26 protein-coding genes are annotated in these 24,682 nt (G+C 33.1%); 6 read left to right on the plus strand and 20 right to left on the minus strand.

Translation table 11 applies throughout. The annotated features are described in order from the left end of the window. Nucleotides 1-9 precede the first annotated feature (9 nt). On the minus strand, nt 10-1,461 hold the full coding sequence (locus Q0783_RS14005) for a TonB-dependent receptor (protein WP_298757433.1): 1,452 nt from the start codon (nt 1,459-1,461) through the stop codon (nt 10-12). 94 nt (nt 1,462-1,555) lie between these two features. On the opposite strand from Q0783_RS14005, the gene Q0783_RS14010 reads away from it, so the two are divergent. Together Q0783_RS14010 and Q0783_RS14015 are read left to right on the plus strand one after the other, a co-directional pair. Next, nucleotides 1,556-2,317, plus strand: a complete 762-nt coding sequence (locus Q0783_RS14010; protein WP_298896130.1) for an MBL fold metallo-hydrolase — start codon at nt 1,556-1,558, stop codon at nt 2,315-2,317. A 5-nt stretch (nt 2,318-2,322) separates the two neighbouring features. Then, on the plus strand, nt 2,323-2,826 hold the full coding sequence (locus Q0783_RS14015; RefSeq protein WP_298896132.1) for a hydrolase: 504 nt from the start codon (nt 2,323-2,325) through the stop codon (nt 2,824-2,826). A 2-nt stretch (nt 2,827-2,828) separates the two neighbouring features. On the opposite strand, the gene Q0783_RS14020 is transcribed toward Q0783_RS14015, so the two are convergent. From Q0783_RS14020 to Q0783_RS14050, 7 genes are all read right to left on the minus strand, one after another. Further along, complete coding sequence (locus tag Q0783_RS14020) at nt 2,829-3,362, minus strand: GNAT family N-acetyltransferase (RefSeq protein ID WP_298896134.1); 534 nt, start codon at nt 3,360-3,362, stop codon at nt 2,829-2,831. 4 nt (nt 3,363-3,366) lie between these two features. Beyond that, the gene (locus tag Q0783_RS14025) at nt 3,367-4,005 is read right to left on the minus strand and encodes an alpha/beta fold hydrolase (protein ID WP_298896136.1); all 639 of its coding nucleotides are present in this window, start codon (nt 4,003-4,005) and stop codon (nt 3,367-3,369) included. 4 nt (nt 4,006-4,009) lie between these two features. Next, nucleotides 4,010-4,342: a hypothetical protein gene (locus Q0783_RS14030; protein WP_298896138.1), complete on the minus strand. Its 333-nt coding sequence runs from the start codon at nt 4,340-4,342 to the stop codon at nt 4,010-4,012. A 5-nt stretch (nt 4,343-4,347) separates the two neighbouring features. Then, complete coding sequence (locus Q0783_RS14035) at nt 4,348-5,601, minus strand: dihydroorotase (RefSeq protein WP_298896140.1); 1,254 nt, start codon at nt 5,599-5,601, stop codon at nt 4,348-4,350. After that, the gene (locus tag Q0783_RS14040; protein ID WP_298896142.1) at nt 5,598-7,523 is read right to left on the minus strand and encodes a BatA domain-containing protein; all 1,926 of its coding nucleotides are present in this window, start codon (nt 7,521-7,523) and stop codon (nt 5,598-5,600) included. Before Q0783_RS14040 ends, Q0783_RS14035 begins: the two co-directional genes overlap by 4 nt. A gap of 107 nt (nt 7,524-7,630) precedes the next feature. Beyond that, the gene (locus tag Q0783_RS14045; protein ID WP_298896144.1) at nt 7,631-8,071 is read right to left on the minus strand and encodes a nuclear transport factor 2 family protein; all 441 of its coding nucleotides are present in this window, start codon (nt 8,069-8,071) and stop codon (nt 7,631-7,633) included. Nucleotides 8,072-8,119: 48 nt separating this feature from the next. Beyond that, nucleotides 8,120-9,127: a glycosyltransferase family 2 protein gene (locus tag Q0783_RS14050; RefSeq protein WP_298896145.1), complete on the minus strand. Its 1,008-nt coding sequence runs from the start codon at nt 9,125-9,127 to the stop codon at nt 8,120-8,122. A 103-nt stretch (nt 9,128-9,230) separates the two neighbouring features. On the opposite strand from Q0783_RS14050, the gene Q0783_RS14055 reads away from it, so the two are divergent. Beyond that, nucleotides 9,231-11,120: a peptidase M61 gene (locus Q0783_RS14055; RefSeq protein ID WP_298896147.1), complete on the plus strand. Its 1,890-nt coding sequence runs from the start codon at nt 9,231-9,233 to the stop codon at nt 11,118-11,120. A 71-nt stretch (nt 11,121-11,191) separates the two neighbouring features. Here Q0783_RS14055 and Q0783_RS14060 read toward each other — a convergent pair whose 3' ends face one another. Next, complete coding sequence (locus tag Q0783_RS14060) at nt 11,192-11,470, minus strand: hypothetical protein (RefSeq protein ID WP_298896149.1); 279 nt, start codon at nt 11,468-11,470, stop codon at nt 11,192-11,194. Between the two features lie 45 nt (nt 11,471-11,515). Continuing rightward, nucleotides 11,516-12,280, minus strand: coding sequence for a TIGR02757 family protein (locus Q0783_RS14065; RefSeq protein ID WP_298896151.1), 765 nt, complete (start codon nt 12,278-12,280; stop codon nt 11,516-11,518). A 93-nt stretch (nt 12,281-12,373) separates the two neighbouring features. Here Q0783_RS14065 and Q0783_RS14070 point away from each other — a divergent pair, with 93 nt between their 5' ends. Beyond that, a complete protein-coding gene (locus Q0783_RS14070) occupies nt 12,374-12,829 on the plus strand; it encodes a hypothetical protein (RefSeq protein ID WP_298757468.1) in 456 nt (151 codons plus the stop codon). Between the two features lie 46 nt (nt 12,830-12,875). Here the strand turns inward: Q0783_RS14070 and Q0783_RS14075 are convergent, their stop codons facing one another. Together Q0783_RS14075 and Q0783_RS14080 are read right to left on the minus strand one after the other, a co-directional pair. Then, on the minus strand, nt 12,876-13,538 hold the full coding sequence (locus Q0783_RS14075; protein WP_230935338.1) for an ABC transporter ATP-binding protein: 663 nt from the start codon (nt 13,536-13,538) through the stop codon (nt 12,876-12,878). A 49-nt stretch (nt 13,539-13,587) separates the two neighbouring features. Next, a complete protein-coding gene (locus Q0783_RS14080; protein WP_298896153.1) occupies nt 13,588-16,098 on the minus strand; it encodes a DUF5916 domain-containing protein in 2,511 nt (836 codons plus the stop codon). A gap of 216 nt (nt 16,099-16,314) precedes the next feature. Here Q0783_RS14080 and folE point away from each other — a divergent pair, with 216 nt between their 5' ends. Continuing rightward, nucleotides 16,315-16,911 (plus strand): GTP cyclohydrolase I FolE, encoded by a 597-nt coding sequence (folE, locus tag Q0783_RS14085; protein ID WP_298757477.1) that lies wholly within the window; start codon nt 16,315-16,317, stop codon nt 16,909-16,911. 53 nt (nt 16,912-16,964) lie between these two features. After that, entirely contained in the window at nt 16,965-17,249 is a 285-nt protein-coding gene (locus Q0783_RS14090; RefSeq protein WP_298757480.1) for a hypothetical protein, read from the plus strand. A 55-nt stretch (nt 17,250-17,304) separates the two neighbouring features. On the opposite strand, the gene Q0783_RS14095 is transcribed toward Q0783_RS14090, so the two are convergent. The 8 genes from Q0783_RS14095 to serC form a co-directional block, all read right to left on the minus strand. Further along, a complete protein-coding gene (locus tag Q0783_RS14095) occupies nt 17,305-17,871 on the minus strand; it encodes a type 1 periplasmic binding fold superfamily protein (RefSeq protein WP_298896155.1) in 567 nt (188 codons plus the stop codon). A 56-nt stretch (nt 17,872-17,927) separates the two neighbouring features. Further along, complete coding sequence (locus tag Q0783_RS14100) at nt 17,928-20,327, minus strand: TonB-dependent receptor (protein ID WP_298896157.1); 2,400 nt, start codon at nt 20,325-20,327, stop codon at nt 17,928-17,930. 36 nt (nt 20,328-20,363) lie between these two features. Then, nucleotides 20,364-20,696 carry a hypothetical protein gene (locus Q0783_RS14105; protein WP_298896159.1) on the minus strand — a complete coding sequence of 111 codons (333 nt, stop codon included), beginning with the start codon at nt 20,694-20,696 and terminating at the stop codon, nt 20,364-20,366. After that, nucleotides 20,696-21,193, minus strand: coding sequence for a DUF6787 family protein (locus Q0783_RS14110; protein ID WP_298896162.1), 498 nt, complete (start codon nt 21,191-21,193; stop codon nt 20,696-20,698). The genes Q0783_RS14105 and Q0783_RS14110 overlap by 1 nt, the downstream gene beginning before the upstream one ends. A 27-nt stretch (nt 21,194-21,220) precedes the next feature. Further along, complete coding sequence (locus Q0783_RS14115) at nt 21,221-21,649, minus strand: DUF6146 family protein (protein WP_298896164.1); 429 nt, start codon at nt 21,647-21,649, stop codon at nt 21,221-21,223. Nucleotides 21,650-21,858: 209 nt separating this feature from the next. Continuing rightward, the gene (locus Q0783_RS14120) at nt 21,859-22,494 is read right to left on the minus strand and encodes a DUF937 domain-containing protein (protein WP_298896166.1); all 636 of its coding nucleotides are present in this window, start codon (nt 22,492-22,494) and stop codon (nt 21,859-21,861) included. Nucleotides 22,495-22,600: 106 nt separating this feature from the next. Beyond that, complete coding sequence (locus Q0783_RS14125; protein WP_298896168.1) at nt 22,601-23,551, minus strand: D-2-hydroxyacid dehydrogenase; 951 nt, start codon at nt 23,549-23,551, stop codon at nt 22,601-22,603. A gap of 10 nt (nt 23,552-23,561) precedes the next feature. Then, a complete protein-coding gene (gene serC / locus Q0783_RS14130; RefSeq protein ID WP_230935328.1) occupies nt 23,562-24,623 on the minus strand; it encodes a 3-phosphoserine/phosphohydroxythreonine transaminase in 1,062 nt (353 codons plus the stop codon). Nucleotides 24,624-24,682 lie beyond the last annotated feature (59 nt).

The following is a 24,682-nucleotide window of genomic DNA, read 5'->3' on the forward strand; positions in this document are numbered from 1 at the left end:
TTAGATAACTTATTCTCCTAAGTGTACCTGCTCAGTTTCACAACCAAAAAGGCTTTTTTCTTTAATAAGATTTGAAACACCTTCAGGGAGCATGTTTTCCCAGCCATCTTCTCCTTCGGCAATCATTTTTAATACTGTTCTAGAGAACACATTTAATATTGATTCATCAAAATCTGTGATATCCACAACCTTACCATTATACTTAAAGAATTTGTATAATTCTTTCATTCTAGGATGCACTTTTAAGTTTTCACTATCTGTTAATGTATCATCATCATTTTGCATTGGATATAGATAAACACGTAAGTCTTTAAAGAATAGTTTTCCAAAGGCTTCTAAAATTCCACCACTCAAGTGACGATAATATTTCTCATCAAAGATATCTACTAAGTTATTAACTCCCATAGCTAATCCCATTCTACTCTTTGTATATTGAGAGAAGTATTCTACAAGTTTATAATACTCTTGAAAATTTGAAATTAAAACGGTTTGACCTAAAGAACATAATAGTCGTGCACGATCCATAAAATCTTGCTCATCGATTTCTCCTTCAGCTCTAAGATTTGATAAGGTAATTTCAAAAATCACCTGCGTTTTTTCGGGATCAACTTTATTTTCTTTAATAAACATGTCATAAGATTTCTTATACATGTCCATATTAACTTTAGTTACAGGTCTAAAACTACCACGTAAAGTCAAGATGTTTTTCTTGTAAAGTACTCTAGCTGGTAATACGTTATTTCCGTCAGGAGCAAACATGACCGCATCAGTCATTCCATTTTTAACAAGTTGTAAACTCATTAAACGGTTATCTACATCTTCAAACACAGGACCAGAGAAATTAATGGTATCTATTTCAACTTGATCTTTATCTAAGTGATCATAGAGGTAGCGCAATAACTTTCTTGGTTCATTGTACTTATAAAAAGCACCATAGATAAGGTTGGTTCCTAAAACACCTAATGTCTCTTGTTGTAGTCTGGCATCATTCTCTTTAAAACGAATGTGCAATACAATTTCATTATAGCCTTGATTTGGATCTACTTGATATTTAATACCAACCCAGCCGTGTCCTTTATATTTCTTTGCAAAATCAATAGTCGCTACTGTATTAGCATAGGCAAAGAACATTTTATTTGGATGCACATCCCTTTTAATTCGTTCTTCTACTAAATTTACTTCATGGTCTAACATTTTCCGAAGTCGAGCTTCGGTTACATAACGTCTATCATTTTCAATACCATAAATCGCATCACTGAAGGCTTTGTCGTATGCAGACATTGCTTTTGCGATGGTTCCGGAAGCACCTCCAGCTCTAAAGAACTGACGAACAGTTTCTTGACCAGCTCCAATTTCGGCAAACGTTCCGTAGATATTTTCATTTAAGTTGATGCGTAAACATTTCGTTTTTAGCGAAGGAATCTCATCAAACTCTTTGTCTCCTTTTAAGGTTATCTCCATCTTTTATTTTGGGTTTGTCAACAATACAAAGGTATTAAAATAGGTGTTCAAACTAAAAAAATAAGTTCTATTTTTACAGCAAATAAAATTAAAGTTGAAAGTTACATTTTTAGGAACAGGAACATCACAAGGCATCCCAGTAATTGGTAGTGATCATCCTGTATGCTTAAGTAATAATCCTAAGGACAAGCGTTTACGGGTTTCGGTGTTGATTGAATGGGACGATTATACCTATGTCATCGATTGTGGTCCAGACTTTAGACAACAAATGCTAAACACTAATTGTAGTAAGATTGATGGTGTCGTGTTTACGCATGAACATGCAGATCACACTGCAGGTCTAGATGATATTCGTCCGTTTTATTTTCGTCAAGGAGACATTCCGTTTTATGCGCATAAGCGTGTTTTGGGAGAATTGGCTAAGCGTTTCAATTATATTTTTACGACAGAAGATAAATATCCTGGAGTGCCAAGTGTAATTCAGCATGAAATTAAAAATGAACCCTTTTTACTTGGAAATTTAAACGTTGTACCTGTTAATGGGTATCATCATAAATTGCAGGTATTCGGATTCCGCTTTGGAGATTTTGCATATCTCACCGATATGAAGACCGTTGTTGAAGAAGAAATTGAAAAGATTATAGGAGTTAAGGTTTTAGTTGTTAATGCTTTACGTGAAAAGGAGCATATTTCTCATTTCAATCTTGATGAAGCTTTAGCTTTTATTGAAAAAGTAAGACCAGAAACAGCTTATTTAACTCATATTAGTCATTATTTAGGTTTTCATGATGACGTACAACAAAGATTGCCAGAAAACGTTTATTTAGCTTACGATAACTTACAAATAGAATTATAATTATTATGAAGAGTAGAATTTTTATGTACCTGTTTATTTTCACACTATTACTTGTGATTTTTCAATTTGTGAATTCAAAGAATATCATAGAAGAATATGACGGACAACTAACTAGTTATAAGGATGTGAATACACAACTTAGAGATTCTATTAGAACAATGGAGGATAATATTGTTGAAGATTTGTACACATTTAGATTTGATACAAATGACGATGCAATGACTTACTGGGAAAATAGAGGGTTTAGAATCTCAGAATTTGTTCCATCAATAAAAGACGGACTTATTAGTCTTAACGAATATGATACCGAAGATCATCCACTAGTGCCTTTTGCATCGATGTCTGGTGAAAAAATGCGTATCGATCAAATTAGAATGCTCAACCACAAATGGATCATTCTTAATTTTACCGATGGGAAATATTTTGGAGAAATGCTTTTAGGTTATGATTTAGATGACAATGGAAATGTCAAGTTTACAGAATTAGGGTCTTTATTATATCAACCTTAATTTTATTGCTGTTGTTTTAGCCATGTGCCTCTAGTAATACTAAAGACATTAAACTCATCTACTTTTTTCTCGAAAGTCATTCCGTTTTTCTTGGCTACAATTTCTGAACCTATATTGTCTAGATGCATCATCGACATTAGGTTATCTGTGAGTTCATGTTCAAAGCAAAAGTCTTTACATTTTATAGCAGCCTCTTGGGCATAACCTTTTCCCCAATATTCTGGTAGAATAGAATATCCAATTTCTAAACGTTCTTCGTCTTCAACGGTTTGAATAAGTAACCCACTTTGACCTATAAGCTTATCAGTGCGTTTGTCGATTAGAGCATTCATACCACCAAGATTATTGTTGTACCTATGAAACACTTTATTGAACCAAAACTCACATTGCTCCATTTGTGATAAGCCTTTAGGCATACCTAAAAACTCATCTATACGCTCTTCTTTAAATAGCGGCAGCCAACTGTCGAAGTCATCTTTAGTGACTAACCTAAAATATAAGCGTTCTGTTTCTTCGCCTGTAAGAAGGTAGTTCATAGATTTAAATTCGTTGTTCTAACCAGCTTCTAAATTCATAAAAATTTTGTGGTGCTACACCATGACCAACAGGAAATTCAGAATAACTATGTTTAATGTTTTGGTTGTCTAAAAATTTTGGTGCTTTTCTGGCCCAATCTACAGGGATAACTTGATCTACGCTACCATGAGAACAATAAAAATCAAGATGTGAGTAGTTATTGTTTTTAGTATTTGTTATCATATCTTCACTAATATAACCGCTTAAAGCCACAATATTTTTTACTTTTTCTGGATAGGTAAGAGCAACAGCATAACTTAAAATAGTGCCTTGGCTAAAACCCAATAAAGTAACATTCTCTTTATTAACAGGATACGTTGCACAAGCTTCATCGATAAAGTTTGAAATTTTATCTCGCGATTCTATAGCTTGTTCAACATCATTCCATTTGTTTTGTTGTGCATCAAAATTAATAGCATACCAAGCATTTCCAAAGGGTTGCATTGGATATGGTGCTCTTAAAGAAATGATAAACAACTCTTCAGGAAGCTCTTGTGCAAATGAAAATAAATCATTCTCGTCACTACCATAGCCATGGCACATGATAAGTAATGGAGCATTCTCTTTTAACGATGATGGTCTAGTGATATAATGTAATTTCATGTTGTTATTTACCTATGTTTGCAAACCATTTTTGGAAATAAGGCCCTAAAACAGGAATAGTTTGAAATTTTCCTAAAAATGCAATAATGAACCCATATAATACTAATGTACCAAAAAACACCCATAAGCACATACGCAACGTTGCAGAATCAAAGTTGCTAACACTTATGGCACATATCAAGTAAGCCAACCATAAACCTAATGCTTGTCGTATATGAAAACTAGTGAAAGGATTTTTTTTATCTGCATTTAAATAATAAGCAATTAGAGTTCCAAAAATTGGAAAGTAGCTCACGCAGGCCAAGGTCTTTCCTTGTTTTATGATATCTTCAGTCATTATATTTATTTGATTAGTAGTTGGTTATTCGCTACAATACCATATACAGTTCCGTTGAGTTCTTTTCCTTTGTATATAGCGTTTTTAGATGTAGATAAGATGTTGTTACCTGAAAAGGTATAACTTCCACTAGGATTGAAAAGTGATACATTAGCATCATTACCAACAGCAATAGGAGTCACTGTTAAACCAAACCGTTCTCTACCTTTAGTCAATAATTCTATGGTCTTTTTTACCGTGAATATAGAATTTAAAGCTCCAAAGGCACTTTCAAGACCAATAGTACCATATTTGGCATAATCAAATTCAATTTTTTTGTGCTCGATATCTAAAGGATTATGATCGCTAGTCACCATATCGATAGTGCCGTCCTTTAGTCCGTCAATAAGCGCATCAATATCATTTTGAGTTCTCAAAGGAGGTAATACTTTATAGTTGGTGTCAAAGGTGTTAAGTTGTTCATCTGTATATAGGACATTATGAATAGCAACACTACAAGTGACATCTAGTTTTTTCTGTTTCGCTGCTCTTATTAACGCGACAGATTTTGCAGTAGATACCGTTGGAATATGTAGCTTTCCTTCAGTGTATTCTAAAATAAACAAGTCTCTTGCTATTTGTAATTCTTCAGCTAAGGCAGGATTTCCTTTTAGGCCCAATGATGTACTTGTTACATTTTCATTCATAACTCCCAATCCACTAATTTTTGATTCTTGTGGAAACGAACAAACCAATCCATTAAAATTACTAGCGTATTGTAAAGCCAGTTTCATGAGATTCGGATTTGAAATTGGTTTTTGGTAATCATAAAAAGCCACGGCTCCTGCTGTTTTCATATCAAATAATTCAGCTAGCTCTATACCATCGCTATTTTTGGTTAAAGCACCAATAGGATAGAGGTCTACTGCATGTTTTGCAGCTTTTGATTTTAAAAATGAAATACCAGCATATGAATCGATGACAGGGTTTGTATTAGCATTTACGGCTACACTAGTAAAACCTGAGTGCGCAGCTGTTTGGAGTCCGTTATCTATAGTTTCACGCTCTTCAAAACCAGGTTCACCAAAACTCACACTACTATCAAACCAGCCTTGAGATACATGGAGGTTATCTAATCTTATTTCTTTGTAGTTTTTTGGATTTTGTATGCGTTTAGAGATTTGGGAGATTGTCCCTTTTTCTATTAAAATATCAACGGTTTGATTGTGAAAATCGCTTTTAGGATCAACTATAGTGGCGGATTTTACAAGTACGTTCATTTCAGAAATTTTAAGATAAGCATTTCGATAATTAAGAAAATCACTGCAAAAATAACAAACCATTTCCATAGTTCATTAACATTAGTTGCACTTTTGATATCACTTATAGCTGTAGCCACTGAATTATTCATGCTGGTATTCGCAATATTTTGAGTATCAAAGTAATTTAAATGACTTTCATTTCTATTAAAATTAAAGCTTAAATTTTTAAGAAAACTATCTTTATTTTTAACCGAGATAATGCCAGCTACGTCTGGATAAGTGTTTGTAATAAGCTCAACCTTATTGTCATAGGTTTGCTGCAAGGGAATTACAGAATTATCACCATTTACGAGTGTTAAAATATCGTCTTGTTGTAATTGCGTTGCAATATCTATATTATTTTCTTGCCCAATAGTGTAAAATAGATTGCCAGTTTTCAAGCTTTGTTTTCCAATATTATAGAGTACAGGAACAATTAGCGGAGAGTTTTTAAAATTTGAATTTATAGGATCTAAAGCTGCTGAAAATCTAAAGGCATTTCCTGATTGCGCCAAAAATGACATTCCGTCTTCAAAACTTAAAATAGAGTTGACAGAGCTTGTAGCATTGTTATAAAATGAATTGACCTTAGGGTATTGAAAATTGTTAACACGTTTATCAAATACATTGTTAAGTAACGGATGTGAAAAGTTAATTGTTGTAATCTTTTTTTCTACCGGGTTAATAGCACCAAAATTAGAAAGATTATATTGGTTAAATAATTGATTGTAAGTGTTTAATGTTGCTTTTTCTGAAGGGATTATTAATATACTTCCTCCATTGTCAGTAAATGATTTTAACGTCGTAATGAGAGCGTTTGGAATCGTGTTTAATTCGTTTAAAACAATTAAATTTTGGCGTTCGATTATATTGTAATTTAGCGCACTAAAATTTGATGATGTATACTCAAATTCATCACTTGTATATATTTTTTTAAGGAAGAGATCATCAGCTTCATTTATAGCTAAAACGTTTATTTTTTCACGTTTATCAATATTGAAATACAGGGTATTGTCATACTGAAGATTACTATCTTCTATAACAAGTTTACCATTAAATACAGTATTTACAGGAATTGTGAAATTAGTAGCCGCCTCATTACTAATGTTAACAGCCGTTTTTGCAATGAGTTTATCATCATTATATAGTGATACAGGTAAGGTTTCTATAGGATCACCTTGATTTTTTATACCTACGGTGAGTTCAATATTTTCTACTGTGGTTTTTGATATAAACACACTATCAATAACAATGTTACTTTGATTTGTAGGTTTTAGCTGCACTAATTTCAAGTTAATTAGACTATCACTTGTAGCAGTCATAGCCTCAGCCTTTTGCTGAAAATCGGATACTAGCACTAGATTTTTTATGCTGCTTTCATCATTTGAAAATAACTTTTTTCCCTTTAAAATTGCTGCATCATATGCAAGTTGATTTGCAGAGTGTTTTAATTGGATCAATTCATTTTTAATGGCTTTTATGCTCGTATTATTAAAGTTTACATCGTTAGTGAAAATTGAAAGTTGTTCATTCTCGTCAACGTTTTCTATAATGTCTTGTATAGCCGAGTTTAACAAACTGCCATTAGTACTTGGTGATTGCATACTAAATGAGTTGTCGAGATAAATAACGGTTTCACTTTTTGTATTGAAGCTTTCAGAATTTGAAATGTAAGGTTGAGCAAAAGCAATGATAGTAAAAGCTAAGAGTAATAAACGTGTAATTAATGTAAGCCATTTTTTTAATTGTGAGCTTTTACGTGTTTGAATGGTTAATTCCTTTAAAAATTGAACATTAGTAAAGGGGACACTCTTGAATTTTCTTAATTGAAATAAGTGAACAATAATTGGAATGATAAGCAGAAATAAAGCGTAAAGAAGTTCTGGGTGTTTAAACTGCATTCCTTTTTTTGGATTGTTTTAGTTTGGAATCAAATATAGAAAATGATAAGCGATTAGTTGCTTTAGCTTTTGAGAATTTTAACGTTTATCTAATGATTGAAGTTGAGCTATTGCTTTTTTTTCATTTCTCTAATAGGTGTCATGCTTCTAGCTTGAAGTTTCCACAACCCTTCATGTTTTGCGAATACACTCATATAGCGCATTTTAGGAATTGGATTTCCCATGATTTTTCCATCTAATTTCAATACACCAACAATAATTGCGCTATCTCCATTTAAGATAATTGTATTAGCTACAACATCAACACTTGAAACATTAAGATTCTTGATGCCTTTAATGGCCTGTGACTTGCTTTCTGTTATGCCAATTCCTGCTATTAAAATGAAATCATCTTTAACATGCTCATTAAAGAATGCTTCATTTTTATGAAGTGCATATTCTTTGTAAATATCCTCATTTAACTGAATGAGTTTCTCTTTTATGTCTTTTTCAGAGTTTTGACTAAACACTGAAAACGGTAAAATTAATAGTACAATTAGATATTTCATAATGACTTGTTTTATTAAGAGTAAATTACAATTTTTTGAAGGTTCAATCTAACAAAAGAAAAAATAATCAATCATTGATACCATTTTCTGTTCTTGAAAATAGGAGGTAATCTCTTTTTGAGACTCAGCATTGGCAACAGTAACAATACTTTGAGGGTTTTTAAGGTCTTCTAGATACTGGAAATTATGTAATAATTCATCATAGATATGTTTTCCTATCTTTTTAGGGTTGTCACAAATCCAAATAAAAGGAATGTGTTTGGTCTTTAAAAGTTGAGCAACTTTTTTTCCTTTTTGTCCTGCTCCCCAAATGGTAAGTGGTCTGAAATCATCATAATTAAGTTCTAAAAAATAATCGACCTTTAGTTCTAAGAAATGATTTTCGGCATAATGTTCATCTGTTCGCGAAGCTCTAGTGCTATAGTCCCTCCAATAGTGTAAAACTGTATTACTGGGAATACATTTGATATTGTTTTTATAAAACCGAAATGTGAGATCATAATCTTCAGGGTAACGTTCAGGAATAAAGCCTTGACAATTAAGGAGATCATCACGATGTAACATCCAACAAGGTGAAGGAATAACACATTCTTTATAAATTTCGGTGTAATTATGCCCATATTGGGTTAAATTGTTAAGCCATGATTCATATTTAGCATAGCCATCTCCAATTCCATTATCACTGAAGTATTTTACTAATCCCAATGCGATATGTTGCTTCCCATGAGTTTGCAAATCGTTGAGCATCATACTTAGCTTTTCAGAATGCATAATATCATCACTATCCATTCTAGTGATATAGTTTCCTGAACTTTCAGAAAAAGCGAGTCGCAATGCGTTAATAATCCCGTTACCTTTATTTTTATATAATTTAATACGCTTATCATGCGCTGCGAAAGTATTCACAAGCTCATAACTTTTATCGTTAGAATGATCATCAACAATAAGTAATTCCCAATTTTGATGACTTTGATTTTGAATAGATTCTATACATTCTGGAAGATATTGTTCCGTATTTTTAAAAGGCGTAAGAATACTAATTAAAGGATTTGACATGTTACAAAAGTACCATTTTAACAAAACCTTAGCTAAATTAGTGGTAACAGATTGTAGTTTTGTGCGTCAGATAAAAAATATCTGAAAAACAATTAACATTACGATGAAAAAAATCCTATCAATTTTTGCTACTAGTGCACTACTTGTAGCTTGTGGCTCTTCTAAGTCTTCGGTAAATGACTTAGCTACAGCAAATCCAATTTCAACATCTATCAACTTATCTGCAGTTACTGACGATAAAGCACCTGTGATTATAAACCCTGGACGATTCACCGAAGAGGTGGTGACGTACAGATTACCTAAGGTTGTCCAAGGAACGTATTCTGTGAGTGACTTCGGAAAATATGTTGACGATTTTAAAGCATTTGACTACAACGGTAACGAAATGACTGTCGTTAAAGAAAATACGAATACTTGGACCATTGCAAACGCAAAGGAACTTGATAAAATAGAGTATATGGTTAATGATACGTTCGATCAAGAAGTGAGTGGTGGTATTGGAGGAGATGTTCCTTTTTCACCAGCAGGAACAAATATTGAACCAGACAACTATGTATTAAATTTACACGGTTTTATAGGATATTTTGATTCTTTAAAAAATGCACAGTATACATTAGATGTTACAGCTCCTGCTAATTTTGAGCGTACATCTGCTTTAGAAACTAGAAATACAACTTCAAGTTCTGACGGAACACAAATCACGACTTCATATTTTGCGCCACGTTATTTTGACATCACTGATAATCCAATGATGTATGGTAAGTTAGATGTAGAAGAGTTCATGGTTGGCGATATTAAGATTGTATTGAGTGTATACTCTCCAAACAAAGTGCATAGTGCTGCGAGTATGAAAGAGACGGTTTACAAAATGATGGAGGCTCAAAAAGCATATTTAGGCGATGTCAACAGTACGCCACGTTATGATATTTATTTATACCTGTCTGATGGTACTGAAAAAGCCCCTAAAGGATTTGGTGCGTTAGAACATCATACATCAACTGTTGTTGTGCTAGGTGAAAACTCATCTAAAGAGCAATTAGCAGCATCAATGACTGATGTGGTTGCACATGAGTTCTTTCACATTGTAACGCCACTTTCTGTACATTCTGAAGATGTGCATTACTTTGATTATAATGATCCTACATTCTCAAAACATTTATGGATGTATGAAGGTGTGACCGAATATTTTGCACAGCATTTCCAGATTTATGAAGGTTTAGTAGATGCAGATACTTATTATGCTACAATGAATCAAAAAATCCAAGTATCTAAAAATATGGATGATTCGATGAGTTTTACTACAATGAGTGAAAACGTACTCGAAGAACCTTATGCAACTAATTATTACAATGTTTATATGAAAGGTGCTTTGATTGGTATGTGTATTGATATTTTAATGCGTGAAGAAAGTGATGGAAATAGGAGTATGTTGTCATTAATGAAAGAGCTATCTGCTAAGTATGGAAAAGAAAAACCTTTTGTTGATGATAATATCATTGCAGAAATTACTGAGATGACCTATCCTTCTGTGGGTGAGTTTTTAAATACTCACGTTGTAGGTGGAACACCAATAGATTATTCAAAGTTCTTTGAAAGAGTAGGATTAACATTTGGTGAAAAACGAGTGCCTACAAGTTACATTCAAAGTGGATCAGGTTTTATTTTTGGTGCAAATCAGGAAAAAGGAGAGATCTTCTTTTCTGAAGGTGTAAAAAACAATAGTTTTTGGGCAGATCAAGGTGTGATGCCAAATGATATCATTAAAACTGTAAATGGTGAAGCCTTAACAATGCAGAATGCACAAGCAATGCTTGGTGCTATGTACCAATGGAAAGAAGGCGATGATATCAAAGTTGTATTAGAACGTGATGGTGAGGAAGTTGTAGTCGAGGCTAAATTAGTCCCGTCATTTACGACATCTCGCAGCATTATAGAAGCTGAAAATGCGACAGATGCTCAGATAAATACAAGAAAGGCTTGGTTAAAAGGTTAAATCAAATAATCTTTATAATCATAAAAAAAGCTGATAAATAGTACTATTTATCAGCTTTTTTTATTAAACCGCTATCCAATTATAAAATTTTCAAATTTTCTGATAGAATCGAAAAACAATTTTTTATCAGAATTGGATTGGTATGTTAGTTCAAACGTAATTGAGTTATTCAGAAAATTATATGAGAAATTTATTGGTACAAGCTTGTCTTCTAATTCAATAAACATGAGCACAGTATTTATAGCGTTTTGCACATCATTTTTATTCTCAATAGTTAAATTTTTAAACCCCATTTTGTTAGAAAAAACAGACTTAAGTTGAGATTTCTTTAATTTAAAAGAATATTTCATTTTGGTTAATTTTAGATTAGCTAGGGGTATACAAATATAGAAAATTTAAAAGCCTTCAAAAACCCCTAACCCAAATAATGCAAAATCATACTTCACGGGATCATTGGAATCTAATTTCCTTAAGGCTGTATCAAGTTCAAGTAACGCTTTTCCATCGTTTTGTTTTCGCTTGAGAAGCTTTAATTTTCTAGCTACATTTCCTGAGTGTACGTCTAAAGGGCAAGAGAGTAATGCAGGAGATATGCTGTTCCAAATACCAAAGTCTACACCATTATTGTCCTGTCTTGCCATCCATCGTAAATACATATTGATACGTTTAGCTGCCGAGTTCTTTAGTGGGTCACTCACATGCTTTTTAGTACGCTCTAAATGTTTTATTTCGAAAAAGACGGATTTGAATCTATGGATTGCCAACTGAAGGTTGTTGTTTTCAATACTTGTTGAGAACACAGCTTCTAAGCCGTCATGATTGTTGTAGATATGCTTTAAGCTTTTTACAAACTGAACAAAATCTAAACCATTAAATGTGCGATGTACAAAACCACCTAATTTCTCCAAATCTGATTCACTATGATTCTTGATAAAATCGTAAGGCGCTTGGTCAAGTAATGCCATCATTCTATTAGCATTATTGATAATACTTTTACGGTTTCCCCAAGCTATAGTAGCTGTTAGAAATCCTGAAATTTCAATATCTTCTTTTTTTGAAAACTGATGAGGGACTTGAATAGGGTCGCTTTCAATGAATCGCGGATGATTGTATTGTTCAACTTTAGCGTCTAAAAATTCTTTAAGTTCTTTTTTATTCAAATGATTACGACTTTAATACATACAAATTTACATTACTTTAATAGTTGTTGCAATAGTTTAGAATTGCTAATTTTGTGGGTATAACCTAATATTATGAAAACATCAGTCTACTTAGCCTTATTATGTGTGTTCACATTAATCTCTTGCCAACGTGTAAAAGATAAAACTCAAGAAACCATTAATGCAGGAGGAGAAGCTGTAGGAAAATCGGCTACCGAATTTATTGAAGGAGTTTCGGAAGGAATAGATAAAACCTTAGAGGTAAAAATAGCTATGTCTTCAGATTTGAAGGCCAGTGGTTTAAGTACAGGTAAGTACTCAATATCTAATAACCCACAAGGAGGTAAAGACAACTTACTTACACTATATATTATTTTTGATCAGGATTTTAAGGACATTATTTACGTGAAGGCTTTTGACAAGAATGGACTTGAAACAGGACGTGCTAAACTAGAAGTAGAAGGTAAAAAAGGAGAAGCAAATTATTATGATTTTACTTTTGGGAAGCGTGTTGAAATCGAATATCGAAGTAAGATTGTTGTGGAGTAAAGTTATCTAACTATATTAGAGTTGGATAAAAACAGTAAGACTATAGTTACCCAACAATTTTCCCGTCAACCATGGTTAGTTTTCTATCTGCCATGTTTGCTAATTCCTCATTATGCGTTACAATAACAAAGGTTTGACCAAACTCATCACGAAGTTTAAAAAAGAGGTTGTGTAAATTTTCAGCAGATTCGCTATCTAGGTTACCAGATGGTTCATCGGCAAAAATCAAACTTGGATTATTTACCAATGCTCTGGCTACAGCTACACGTTGCTGTTCACCACCAGAAAGCTCATTGGGTTTGTGATCATAGCGATGGGATAACCCTAAAAAGTCCAATAATTCTTTTGCACGTGTTTCGGCTTCATGCTGAGATTTTCCGAAGATAAAAGCTGGAATACATACATTTTCTAAAGCTGTGAACTCTGGTAATAACTGATGAAACTGGAAGATAAAACCAATGTGCTCATTTCTAAATTTGGCCAGAGCCTTGTCTGCCAATTGCGGAATAGATACATTATTAATTACAAGCTCACTCGAGTTATTTGTACTTATCTGATCTAAAGTACCAATGATTTGGAGTAACGTTGTTTTTCCTGCGCCAGAAGCACCAACTATAGATACAACTTCTCCTTTATTAATATCAAGATCCACACCTTTTAAAACATGCAGATCTCCATAATATTTATGAATGTTTTTTGCTTTGATCATCCTATTGAAATGAACTTCGAAAATACCATTTTAAAATGAGAAATGATAATTATAGTACTTGTTGTGAAGTAGAATTTGAAGCTCGTGATAAACGACTTAACTTCTCTGCGTTTCTGTCTCTCTTTTTAAAGATTTGTTTGATACCACTATAATCAATAAAATATTGCAGTCTCAACGATAAGATATGTTGCATGTCTTGATCTAATAAATTATTAAGACTATCCACAAAACTATCATCAGAATTTGTATTGGAGTTGAATAATTGATTTCTGTAAAGCGCTGTTAAGAAGCTACCTGGCGCAAATTGCCATGAGTAACTCAAATCTATATTCCATGTGCTAAAGTTTACATTTGAATCGCCTAAGCCTAAGTCTTCAAAACTGTCATCAGACTGTAAGAGTCTACCATTGTCTTGTAAGAAAAATGGGTTAGCATCATAATGTACTGTGGTCCAATAATTTCTAAATGTCAGGTTTAGTGAATTAAATGGATTAAAATTATAACTTCCTGAAACACTATTGGTAATTGTTTTTTGGTCGCGTTCACCAAAAACAATTTCATTATCCAAATTATTAGAGTTATTAGCATAACCTCTATCATTTAATTCATTTTGATAATCAAAAGAGTAGGACACCAAGAACTTATCATTAAATTGAAATCTAGGACTTATACCAAACCATAGCGTTGAATAATCGGTTCTAACATCTTCAAACATTAAGGCTCCTCCAACATTAGCATCAATTGCAAACGGTTTATTATAATTAGTAGAGATCCAAACGTTTCCATTTACACGATCTTCATAAATAAAGAAACGCTTGTTTGCAAAATCACGGGGTTCGAAAAAATCAAATTGTTTACCCATTTGATAGTTGAGATTTCCACCAAAGGCCATTAGTGTCTTTTTCGTATTACCAAATACATTTATACCTGCATTCTGACCAGTAAATGTGCTAGGTCTGTATAAACGTCTATAGTTATACCAACCATTTATTCTAAATTGATTCAGTTTTTCTGTTGCTTCAAAAATCTGATAAGAAGCGTCGACACCAAAATTGTTAAGGTTATTTCTAAAATTAAGCCCTAAATCGTTAATATTAAATTCTTCATCAGAAAACCTATGATCAAAGCTATATCTTACTTTTCCATGTGACTTTCTTATGAGGAAAAAAGAGCTCAAGCCAGTTTCAGTACCAGTGGAAAGGTTACGATTACTCATCTTTACATCTGCTCTAATATTATAAGTGTTTCGTTTATTAAAAATATTACCAACTAAAGCCGTGACGTTAGCATCTCTAAAGCTACCTTCCCGTAGTACATTAGTATTTACGATTCCTATTGACGAGTTTCCATTGAATTGTTGATCAAGCACAACAATGTTATAATTCGTGAATGGTTCTACTGTTTCCTTTCTAATTTCACCAGTAACATTGTTTCTAATTGATGCATCGGTTTTTTCGGTAATAGCATTAAAGAAACCTATTCCTAATCCGTTTTTTGTACGTCCTGAAACTTTAACCGCATTTAAAACTTTAACTTCATTTGGATAATCTACAAGTTCTTCATCCTCTGCAAGGTCTACACTTCCAGTTGGTGCGCTTCCAACACGTCTGGAAAAAAACAGATTACCTTTACTAAATAGGTCAACACCCTCAGTGAAGAATTGTCTTTGCTCACTAAAAGTTTGTTCAAATGGTCCTAGGTTAAGGCTTAGATTATCAAAGCCAGCTTGACTAAAATCTGGTATAAGTGTAGCATCTAAAGTAATATTTTCGGTAATACCATATTTCACATCCATACCAAGATTGAATTGAGGTCTAGCCATATTATCAAAAACCGTTGAGGCAAAAGGGTATAAATTGAGTCGAACAGGAGGGTGGATGTCCTTTATTCCTTTGAGCTCACCATGATAAAGACCTATATTACCTTTGGTAACATCTAAGGGATTCCATGTGTACTGTTCATTGTTTCGTCTAAATCGTCTATGAAACTGAAGTCCCCATGTTTCAACATCAGTAGAAAAACGTAAAGCCCGATATGGTATTTTCATTTCTACAGACCATCCGTCATCATTTATTTTAACTGCGCTATCCCAAACAGCATTCCAACTAAAGTCTTCACCACTATTAGGGTTTGCCACAGCATCTGCTTGTGTTCCAGAGCTAAAAACGAAAAATTCGGTATCGTTTTGTGCGTCATTATTAGGATTGAGAACGATTAAGAAAAAATCGGATTGCCCAAAATTATCGCGACTAGTAAACTGTTTTGATATTAAACTTGGGTCATCGTACATATAAGCACTAACATAAATCCCTGTATCATCATAGGCCAACTTTACAATAGTTTTTATGTCTTCGGTTGCAGTTTTACCCATGTCTGGTCTAAACTGTATGAAATCGGTAGCTATATCGGCATCTTCCCATACTTTGTCATCTAAAACACCATCAATCTTTGGTGCAATGTTTGTTCGTTTAATCTGAAGTTGTTTTTTGGGTATTGTGTCTTGACTATGCGAATAACTAATGGAAAGTATTAATATGAGAAGCAGTAAGCGGATTTTCATTTTATATTGATTGATGATTAGTGGCTGATTAACATATAGACACTAGAATTTTTTATTTGTTACAGTTAGGGGTACAAATCTACCCATGCAAATCGCTCGATTTTCATAAGTAAACGTTAAAAAGGTTAGCTTACTGTTAATCTTTTGATAATAGAATATTAAAATTTTGTCTGATTTTTTTTACTTACATTTAATAAAATTTAATTCTGATATACGATGCCTTACCAAAAATTTGAGGAATATAATATTCAAGTTACTGATGATGTTAAACAGCGTTATGAGCAAATAATTGAAGAATTAGGTGAAGATACGAAGCGTGAAGGACTCTTAAAAACGCCTGAACGTGCTTCTAAAGCCATGCAGTTTTTAACGCAAGGTTATAATCAAGATGCTGCCGAAATATTAAAGAGTGCCATGTTTAAGGAATCTTATAATGAAATGGTGATTGTGAAAGATATTGAGTTGTATTCGCTATGTGAGCATCACATTTTACCTTTTTTTGGAAAAGCTCATATTGCCTATATTCCTAACGGACATATCGTTGGGTTGAGTAAATTGCCTAGAATTGTTGATGTATTTGCTAGACGTTTGCAAGTGCAAGAGCGTTTAACCGAACAGATCTTAGATTGTATTAACGATACATTGAAACCTGAAGGCGTTGCCGTCGTTATTGAGGCATCCCATATGTGTATGATGATGCGTGGTGTACAGAAACAAAATTCTACAACAACTACATCTGGATTTCGTGGTGCTTTTAAAAATATGGAAACTCGAACTGAGTTTTTAAAACTTATTAGTGAAAAACTGTCATAACTTGTGTTTTGGAACACTATTTGCTTTATTACAAGTGAATTACAAACATAATTATGACATTAGAAAACATTTCAAAACACAAAAAACTAGCGTTAAGTCTTCTCTTTGATGCCTTAGGCTATCTTTCATTTATATTTCTACCTTTTGATTTTATTTGGGCTCCAGCTTCGGCTTGGTTAATGACCAAATTGTATAAAGGCAAAAAAGGAAAAATTGCGGCTGTAATATCATTTGTAGAAGAAGCTTTACCTTTTATGGACGTTATTCCAACGTTTACTTTAATGTGGATTTACACGTATGTGTTTAGTAAAGAGAAAACAGCAATAATAGAAGCGTAAATAAAAATCCCTTTCAAACTAATGAAAGGGATTTTTTAATTTTTGCAAGTAGTGCTTATTGCACTGTAACAGGGAATGTCCCTTCAATATCTGTCTCTCCACCTGCATTAGTAATATCTCCATCACTTACACCTGCAGCATCTTTCATAGGCTCGTGACGTAATGTAATTGTAATATTTCCAGAACCAGCAGCACCTGTAGTTAAAGTGAATTCTAATCCTAAAGGATTACCATCTCCATCAAAATCTACATATGTAAATGTTGCAATACTGTTTGTCGCTTGGAAGAAAAATTGGTGTTCGTCATCTTCTCCTTGAATTTCTGGATTGACAGGCTCAGCTGGCGTTTCAGTTTCATTTAAAATTTCTAAACTACCATTATAAGTAGTTCCAGCAGCCAAGGGTCCTGAAACAGTTATAACAGGAGCATTAGGACCGTCACCATCTAAATCTCTTGTTTGTAAAGTAATTTCTGTTCCGCCTCCAACAGGCATTAAAGTTGCAGTTAGTGTTGTAATTACTTCTTCTTCATTTACAGGAGGAGGGTTGTCATCATCATTTGAGCATGAAGTAATTAATACTGCAGAGCATAAAACAAATGCTAATATTTTTATTGTTTTCATTGTTTCTAATTTTAAATTTTTGATAATCATTGTAATATGTTTTTGAATATTTTTTGTTAATAATTTAATTGTAATTGTAACATCACATTTCTTCCGAGGTCATCAGCAAAATATCTCAGTCTGTTTAAATATGATCTATAATTTGTGTCAAATATGTTATTGATAGATAGAGCTACATTTAGCTTGGTGTGTTTAGTAATGTCAAAATCGACACTACTATAAAGATGTAATAAATGATAAGCAGGAGGAGGCGTACTAATATCTACCAAAACAGTTTCATTTGTAGTGGCAATAAAGGTTTCAAAATTATAATCTGGAAACCTAGTTTGTTCAAACACCCACTCACTTTTTAAGCTTGTGGAAAAGTTATTCCATTTAGGGTTGACATATCTAATTTCATTCATTGTATTAAATGCAGGTATGTCAATTAATGCCGTATCATTTTTTAAATCGTCTCCTTTTATGAAAGACGATTTGTTTGTAAATCCTAAAGCCTTTGTAAATTTATAATTTAATGATAAGTCTATTCCATATAAAGCGGCATTGGTTTGTTGGTAACTCCAAACTGGAAAAGCACCTCTTATCGTTTGCTCAATTCCAGTAGGCTGCAAATACATGAAGTCTGTAATATTATTATAAAACACTTCAATTAATGCATTTAGGTCATTTTTTTCGTAAGAATAACTGGCTGATAAACGATTTGATAGTTCTTGATCAAGGCGTAAATCACCTAACTCTATTCTCGCGGCCGAATGATGTAAGCCATCACTAAACAATTCTGACGGATTTGGAGGTCTACTTGCTAAGGCATAATTTGCTGAAATAAAACTATTATCATTTAAATCATATTTTATACCACTTGCAAAGGAAAAATTATGGAAATTAAAAACAGGGTTAGTAAGGAGTTGAGTTCCTAAATCTTCAATAATAATTGAACCAAAATCTTCATCATAACCACGTTCTTCCCATCTACTAGTTTGATAGAATTTTTTAGCATCAATTCTATTAAAATCATATCGTATTCCTGCATCTAAAGTCAATCGATCGTTAATATCCCATTCTGAAGTGATATAAGTTCCAAAATCATAGCGTTGATAGTCTGGGATTAAACGTCTTACACCTGTATCTGGGTTAGCAAAATTATCTTGATAACGTCCCAGTACACCAAAATTTAATTTGTATATACTTTTTGCATCCAAAATAACATCTGCAGTCACTGTATGGGTTTGAAGTGTTAAATCTAAAGCTGGCTTATTTCTATCGTCACCTACACGAACATCAAATTCAAAACGTTGGTTATTTTGATAATCATATTGCAACGTAAGCTTTCCAAAGTTTTTAAACCTCTGATAATAAGACGCTTTTAGTAAATGATGAGTAACTTCCTGCTTAGGGAAATTGATATCATAACTAAAATCGTCAACAACTAATGGCTGTTGCGTGTTAATAGCAGATACTAAATCGCTAATATTTCCTATATGCGACGCTCGTAAAATACCAATTTCATTATTCACATAACTATAGAACAATTCAAAACCACTTTCAAACTTTTTCTTACCACCATGAAATGATACACCTTTTGATGCATTGCCTGTATTGGTTAAGATATAATCTGGAGCTTCAAAATCTCCATTTTTTCTCAAACTAGCTTGAACGTTAGCAAACCATCCTGAGCTAAAATTTGAATTAAAGTTTGTCGTAATACTGTAACCTCTACCATTGGTTTGCCCACCAAGGATTGTTTTTCCATATATGGTATCTTTAAGTCTAATATTTGAAGGATTAATCACAATTATTCCTCCAATAGCATCTCCTCCATAGGCTAGTGTTCCTGAGCCTTTTATAACCGAAATCTGTTCTGCAGAATTTATATCAATATTGGGAGCATGTTCAATACCCCATTCCTGATCTTGTAAGCGTACATTATTGTTTAAAATTAAAAGGCGACTACTGTGCATGCCATTTATCATAGGTTTAACTATACTGTTACCTGTATTGATAGATGAGACACCAGAGACTTCTTTTAAGGCATCACCCAAATTTAAAGAACTATACCTGTCTAATGTTTTTGCTTTGATTACAGTTTCTTGAGCCGTTTTCGTTTCCTTTTTTGTACTATTACCTTTAATAGAGACTTCATTTAGTTCTTCAATATGATGTTCTAAAACAATAGACTTATAGACGTCACTTACAATGTTATAAGTAACTGTTTTTGTTTCACAACCAACATGAGAAATAACTAATGTTAATTCTCCTTTGCAAAGGTTTTCTATTTTAAACTTACCGTCTAAATCAGAAACTATATAACGGTCAAAATTCTTGATATAGATGTTTGCTGAAGCTATAGGAGTATTGTCGTGAAAATCAGTAATTTCTCCTAATAACGTCAACGAACAATCTTGAGCATTGCTTATACCAAAAAGGGATACAACAATGCATAAAATATAATATTTCATTGAAAATTATTTAATGTAAAGATGCTATTCTTAAAATTACATTAAAGAAGGAGGACCTCTTAAATATGAGGGTAAGTGCTGATGACTTTTTAAGAAATTATGATAAGTAGTAATAGGTTTATATAACTTATCATTCGCTGTTAAGGAATAATTTTCTAGTTGAATATATAGACTATTACTTAGCTTAAACTTATAAAATTCGCAGTCAATATCAATATTATGAAAATGCGTTTGATTTTTAATAAAACAAACCTCATGTTCATGACTGCTTAAAGCATGGGAAAACTTGACAACAGAAGGCAACACCAATACAAATGCTAGCAATAATGATGCAAGTCTAATAGAGATATGTTGTTTTACGTTTGCCATTAATTAATAAATTTCCCTAAACCAAAGCGTTTGAGCATTTTCTTTTCAAATTCCCAGAAAAACTTAAATTGACCAAAGAGCCAACCAAAAGTCACTAGCAGAATTTGGTAGAAAATTAGGCCAATGATAATGAATAAAACCCAATAAACAAAAGGATTTAAATTTTCTTTAGTAATTCCTAAAAGATCCATTATTGGTCGTCCTACATATACCGAAGAGGAGCCAGTAATGGCAAATACAATGAAAATTCGAATCATTTCCCAACGATACTTAACGATCCACTTATTCTCCAATTTCTTAAAAATAAATAGTGTTAATTTGAGCAATAAAAAAAACAATACCACAGAAAGCACTATTGTTATTGAAATGTGATAAGACTTTGTAAATACAAATGATAACTTATAAGCACTGTATCCTAAACCTATTAGTCCTAATATAGGAAAAATAAGGTGCCAATTTTGTTGTATGTCCCAATTTGATTTGAAGTCTTTAAACATAGCTTGTTTTTGCTATGCAAAGATACTCTAAATTCTAGGAACAAATGTAGATAATTGCTGTTTGTATGTTAATTGGAAATAAATAAAATAATTATAAAGTTTATAGTTTACATCATAGCCATAATCAACATTAGCTCTGTAATCAATTGGTAATTCGTAAAGGCTAGGATCAAATCTGTTAACCTGCAAAACTCTAGTATTCCACTCCTGTACAAGGATTCTGTTTCTTGCTTCAAGAAATGATTGAGAGTAATAACCTTCAGGTCTGGCAATAGAAGCAAGCCACCCGTTAAAACCAGGTTCAATAATTATAATTTCATATTCAATATCATCGTTAGATATTCTAACAATATCTTCTTCAGGTACATCTGCAAGATCAGGTTCGTTTGTTGTTTGCGTTGCCCCACAATTAAATAACAAAAATGTTAATACAAAAAGGGTTAAAAAATGTTTCATTGTTTTTTCTTTTAAAGTTACAAAAATCATTCCGAAGCACTATGTACTTTTTAGATTTCAATTATTAGTTTTTTTGATATATCAAAAGTATGAGGCAAATGTCTCTTTGAAAAACAGCAATGAGTGAATACCGTATTTGAATGAGTGAATTGGATATAAAAAAAGCCAAACACAAGGTTTGGCTTAAATATATCAACGTGTAAGTTGTTTTATTTCCCGAAAAGTCCACCTAGCAAACCTCCAAGTCCGCCTTTTTTCTTAGAGTTCCCTAAAACCATTCCTGCAACATCATCAATAACACTTCCATCACCATCGGCATCTAAAATCTTCTCTAAGAAACCTTGTTCTTTTTGAGCGCTATTTCCTCCAAGTAAACCACCTAATAAACCACCTAAATCATTTGGTGAACTTACATTGTTTTGTCTTGTTTGTTTTCCTAAAACACCCATTAATATTGGTGCAGCAACTTTAAGAATATTGCCAACAGATCCAATATCTATACCAGATTTTTCACCGATAATTTTTTCAACACCTTGTCTTCTGTTGCCTAGAACATGTCCTAAAATTTTATCACCATCAGTTTTTACCTCTTCATTAACTCCGCCACCAAATAAGCCGCCAAGATTGTCTAAAATGCTTCCATCGTGTTTGCCTTTTAGTGCTCCCATTAACCCTTCAGCGCCTTGAGGTGTAGCTGCATTTCGCTCCATAGCTTTCATTAACACTGGTAGTGCCATAGTTAATACATCTTGGGTTTTGTTTTGTGGTTGTCTTGTTTCGTTCGATACACCACTAATTATTGTTTTACCGAGGTCACTGTTTAATAAGTCTAAAATTCCTGACATAATTTATTTGAATAAAGTTAATATAAATTGGACATTCAATTTACGAAAAAAAGTCCTAACATATATTAGGACTCCTTTTTTTTGTTTTGGTCACAATTTTGACCAATTAATTCAAAATACTAATGATTTGATCTGCTAATTCTGTTCCGATTCTATCTTGCGCTTCGTTTGTTGCAGCTCCAATATGAGGGGTTAAAGAAATGCGTCCATTCATCAAGACTTGAACAGCAGGAGTTGGTTCTTCTTCAAAAGTATCTAAACCGGCAAAAGCAACTTTGCCAGACTCTATAGCTTTGACCAAAGCAACTTCATCAATAACACCACCACGTGCAGCATTAACTATTCCAACACCATCTTTCATTAGATTGAATTGTTTATCTCCAATAACATATTCTTTCTGTGCTGGCACATGTAAAGTAATGAAGTCTGCATGTTGTAAAACATCTTTCATTGGTTCTGTCTCAATTTCCACGTTGATAAACTGTCCGTTATAAAATTCAACTTTCACATTCGCCTTACCTACAAATTTATCGCTAGCAATAACTTTCATTCCAATACCCAATGCAATCTTTGCAACTTCACGACCAATTCTTCCGAATCCAATAATACCAAGTGTTTTCCCTCGTAATTCTACACCTTTAGCGTAGTTTTTCTTTAGGGCTTTAAATTTTGTATCACCATCTAAGGGCATGTTCCTATTCGAATCGTGTAAAAAACGAACACCTCCAAATAAGTGGGCAAAAACTAGCTCTGCAACAGATTGAGAAGACGCTGCAGGAGTATTAATAACATGTTTCCCTTTACTGCGAGCATATTCAACATCAATATTATCCATGCCAACACCGCCACGACCAATTATTTTCAAATTAGCACAAGCGTCGATCAAGTCTTTTCTAACTTTAGTCGCACTTCTTACTAGAAGAACATCAATGTCATTCTCATTTATAAAATTGGTTAATTGTTCTTGGGCAACAGTTGTAGTTAGAACTTCAAAACCAGCATTTTCTAATGCTGTAATTCCGCTTTGCGAAACACCATCGTTTGCTAATACTTTCATTTAATTTTATTTATGCTTTTCTTTCTAATTCACTCATAACGTCTACAAGAATACCAACGCTTTCTAGCGACAAAGCATTATACATAGATGCTCGGTAGCCACCAACACTTCTATGACCATTAAGGCCATTTATTCCAGCTTCTTTAACCATAGTTTCAAAGGTTTCTTTTAAATGGTCATTAGCTAAAGTAAATGTAGCATTCATGGTTGATCGATCTGCCTTTGTAGAAAACCCTTTAAATAATGGGTTGAGATCAATTTCTGAATAAATTAACTGGGCTTTTTTATCATTTTCTTTTTCTATAGCAGCTATACCTCCAAGGTCCTTTAGCCATTGTAAGGTTAGCATAGATACGTACACCGAAAAAACAGGAGGTGTATTAAACATACTGCTTTTGCCTATGTGTACTTTATAATCCATCATAGAAGGAATTTTTCGTGACACTTTTCCTAAGACATCTTCTTTAACAACAACTAGAGTTGCTCCTGCAGGTCCCATGTTTTTTTGAGCTCCAGCATAGATCAAGTCGAATTGCGAAAAATCCAATTGGCGTGAAAAAATGTCGCTACTCATATCACAAACCATGGGAATAGGAGAGTTAGGGAATTCTTTCATCTGTGTTCCAAAAATGGTGTTATTGGATGTACAGTGAAAATAGTCATAATCTGTTGGGATATCATATCCTTTAGGGATATAATTATAATTAGCATCTTTAGACGAAGCTACTTCATAGATGTCGTCATATATTTTAGCTTCTTTTATAGCTTTGTCACTCCAAGTTCCAGTATTAAGATATCCTGCTCTTTTTTCGAGCATGTTGAGTGCTACCATTAAAAACTGTGTACTTGCACCTCCTTGTAAGAATAACGCTTTATAACCTTTACCTTCAAGTCCAAGTAATTCTAAAGCCAGCGCTCTTGCATTCTCCATCACGTCTACGAAGGGCTTGCTTCGATGTGATATTTCTAAGAGTGATAATCCATTGTCAAAATTTATCACTGCTTCAGAAGCTTTCTGTAGTACTTCACCAGGTAAAATACATGGACCCGCACTAAAATTATGTCTTTTCATTTATGTAGATTTTAATTCCGAATTAACGAAAAAATAAGTTGTATTTTCACTTCTCACAA

Origin of the sequence: uncultured Psychroserpens sp. (assembly GCF_947500255.1) — a bacterium.
In the GTDB taxonomy this organism is placed as follows: domain Bacteria; phylum Bacteroidota; class Bacteroidia; order Flavobacteriales; family Flavobacteriaceae; genus Psychroserpens.